At 74.8% G+C, this 2956-nt stretch carries 3 protein-coding genes; 1 reads left to right on the top strand and 2 read right to left on the bottom strand.

Features of this window, described 5'->3' with window-relative positions; translation table 11 throughout:
- Positions 1–140 precede the first annotated feature (140 nt).
- Positions 141–896 (top strand): GMC family oxidoreductase, encoded by a 756-nt coding sequence (locus ABZW03_RS39275; protein WP_355269436.1) that lies wholly within the window; start codon positions 141–143, stop codon positions 894–896.
- A gap of 68 nt (positions 897–964) precedes the next feature.
- Here ABZW03_RS39275 and ABZW03_RS39270 read toward each other — a convergent pair whose 3' ends face one another.
- Positions 965–1486, bottom strand: coding sequence for a pyridoxamine 5'-phosphate oxidase family protein (locus ABZW03_RS39270; RefSeq protein WP_355269434.1), 522 nt, complete (start codon positions 1484–1486; stop codon positions 965–967).
- A 171-nt stretch (positions 1487–1657) separates the two neighbouring features.
- Positions 1658–2926 (bottom strand): hypothetical protein, encoded by a 1269-nt coding sequence (locus ABZW03_RS39265; protein ID WP_355269432.1) that lies wholly within the window; start codon positions 2924–2926, stop codon positions 1658–1660.
- Between the last annotated feature and the right edge of the window lie 30 nt (positions 2927–2956).

Raw genomic sequence — 2956 nt, 5'->3', positions numbered from 1 at the left:
GGAGCACCTGCTGGAGGTAGAGGTTGAGGAAGAACCACATCGGCACCCAGGCCGCGGCCAGCAGGAACTGGGCGAGGTTGGCGGCGCCGAGGTTCCGCACCCTGGTCGGCCGGCTGCACACCGACGCCACCGGCAAGCGGGTGACCCACGCCGTGGCGACCCGGGACGGCAAGGAGCTGACGATCCGGGCCGAGCGCTTCGTCGTCGCCTGCGGCGCCGTCAACACCGCCGCGCTGCTGCTGCGTTCGGGCCTCGCCAACGGGTCGGGCCGGGTCGGGCGCAACTACATGGTGCACAACAGCACCTTCCTGGTCGCCGCCGACCCCGCCCGCCGCAACCGGGCGGTCTTCCAGAAGACCCTGGGCCTGAACGACTGGTACCTCGCCAAGAACGGCCGCCCCCCGCTGGGCAACGTCCAGATGCTGGGCAAGCTCCAGGAGCCCATGGTGCGCGCGGCCCGCCCGAACGTGCCCGCCGCGCTGCGGCGGTTCGTCACCCGCCGCAGCCTCGACCTCTACCTGACCAGCGAGGACCTGCCGACCCCGGACAACCGGGTCGTCCTGGACGCGGCCGGGCGGATCACCGTGCACTGGCGGCCCAACAACCTCGGCGCCCACCGGGAGCTGGTCCGCCGCACCACCCGCTCGCTGCGCGCGGCCGGGTACCCGCTGGTGTTCACCCGGCGGATGGGCATCGAGACCAACTCCCACCAGTGCGGCACGGCGGTGATGGGGACCGACCCGGCCACCAGCGTGGTCGACCCGGCCGGGCGCACCCACGAGCACGACAACCTCTGGGTGGCGGACGCCTCGGTGTTCTGCTCCTCGGCGGCGGTCAACCCGGCCCTGACCATCGCCGCGAACGCCTTCCGGATCTCCGGGGGAGTGCTGGGCTGAGCTCGAACCCGCCCGGTCGGTGCACCCGGGGACCCCGGCCGTCGGCCGGGGTCCCGCCGTTCCTGGCCTCAGTCGGCGAGCTGCTTGGTGCTGAACGGGATGGTGACGCGGTAGTTGACCTCGTCGCCGTGCACCGGGTGGCCGGCGGGGGAGAGCATCGAGTAGGCGGTGACCTGCGCCCGGTAGATCCGGACCGGGGAGTCCCCGGTGAAGTCCTGCGGCGGGCGGGCGCGCCGGGCCCGCGCCGTCTCGTCCGGGTAGCGCCGCCGGTAGTACAGCTCGCAGCCCTCGACCAGGTCCGCGCCCTCCAGGACCTCGGCCCGGGCGAGCGCGTACAGGGCGTCGCCGCCCCCGCCCGCCGGGTTGGAGTCGTAGACCGTCAGCGAGACCACCGGGTTGGCCGCGATGTTCCGCGAGTGCAGGGTGTCCAGCCCCGAGATCCAGTAGAACCGGTCCTCGTCGTCCCAGGCGTGGGCCAGGGCGGACACCCAGGGGACGGCCTGCGGCGAGGCGGTACCGAGGGTCAGGTAGCGGGTGGAGCGGAGGATCTCGCGTGCGGAGGTGCAGAGTTCGTCGTCCGAGCTGGGCACAGTGCCTCCGGTTCGGTGAGCTGGGGCTGCCACGGGGTTCGCACGGGCAAGGTGGGCGGATCGCGTGCTCCGCCGGGCGTCCTGCGGCCGGGCGCCGGGACGCCGGTACTTCGCGTCCCCACTCTACCGACGCCCGGCGACGGCCAGAAGAGGGCCGCGAGCGGGGCCGGGTCAGGGCGCGGGCCGCGAGCTGAGGACGGTCTGCAGCCCGCCGCCCCGGGCGAGGTTGACGAGGCTGCTCCGGTTGGCCCGGCTGACGTATCCGAGGACGGTGCCGTCCAGGACGGCGACGCACAGGTCCCGGGTGAGGGCGCCGACGGTGGCGGGGGCGACGCGTTCCTGGACCAGCCAGCCCCGGTGGCGCGGGGCCCTCACGAGCCCGGCCCATTCCTCCGGGCCGTGCTCACGGCCGATCCGCACGCTGCTGCCGAAGTACCCGTAGGGCGCCTTGAGGACCAGCCGGGGCCGCTCGGCGACCGCCTGCTCGACGGTGATGCCGTCGCCGAGCTTGCGGCTCCAGGGCACGATGCTCCGCAGGGCCGCGCGGGCGGCGGGCGGGAAGAGGTGCGCGAAGCGGGGGTCGGACAGGACGGCCAGGCAGAGCTTGTTCTCCGCGACCCAGCGCTGGGCGAGGACGTTGGGGACGACCAGCTCGCCGTCGGTCACCGCCGCGCAGAACCGGTCCCAGCCGCGGACCGGGCGCGGGTCGGCCGGGACGTGCTTGAGGTAGCCCAGCCGGATGCCGTCCCCGGGGGAGTAGTCGGACGGCACGCGCTGGACCGTCGTCCGGCCGCCGCGCCGGACCTGCTCGGCGATCAGGTGCCGGTCGGGGTTCCGGCCCGTGGTGTGGAAGATCCCGACGTGCCGGGTCTGCTCCTCCGTCAGGCCGTGGGCCCGGCCGTGGGCGACCAACCAGGCGGTGAACCAGTCCGCCTCCTCGAAGCGGCCGGGCGGCACCCGCCACTCGTCGAGCAGCGCGCCGACCCCGGCCGTCCGGCGCCAGAGCCGGGCGAGGACGCCGGCGCCGATCACGCTGCCGGGGCTGCTGGCGTTGAACTCCAGGACCCGGGCGGTGCCCAGCCGGTCGCCGAACAGGTCCAGCCGGCAGAAGTCCACGGTCAGCGACTCCGGGCGCGGGTGGCGCACGATCCAGCGGTGCAGCACCGGCGGCACCTCCAGGAAGTCCTGCAGGGCCGGGCTCGCGGGGTACGCCCGGACGATCCGCTGGAGGCAGTCCACGGCGGTGAGGACGCGCTCGCGCAGCAGCGGTTCGGCCCGCGGGTGCAGCACGCCGACGGCGGGCAGGACCGGGAAGGACACGGACGCCGGGGCGGCCGGCCGGACGACCTCCTCCGCCACGCCCCGGCGGACCTCGGCACAGGTCGGCAGCGGCGTCCTGGCCACCGGCCAGCAGTCCAGCCTCGCCCTCGGCGTCGCCACCCTCGGGAGCCTCTACCTCTCGCTCTCGCC

It is taken from the genome of Kitasatospora sp. NPDC004799, from assembly GCF_040609095.1.
Lineage (GTDB): Bacteria > Actinomycetota > Actinomycetes > Streptomycetales > Streptomycetaceae > Kitasatospora.
Note: the sequence above shows the minus strand (reverse complement) of the source record. Positions and strands in the feature narration are given on the sequence as shown.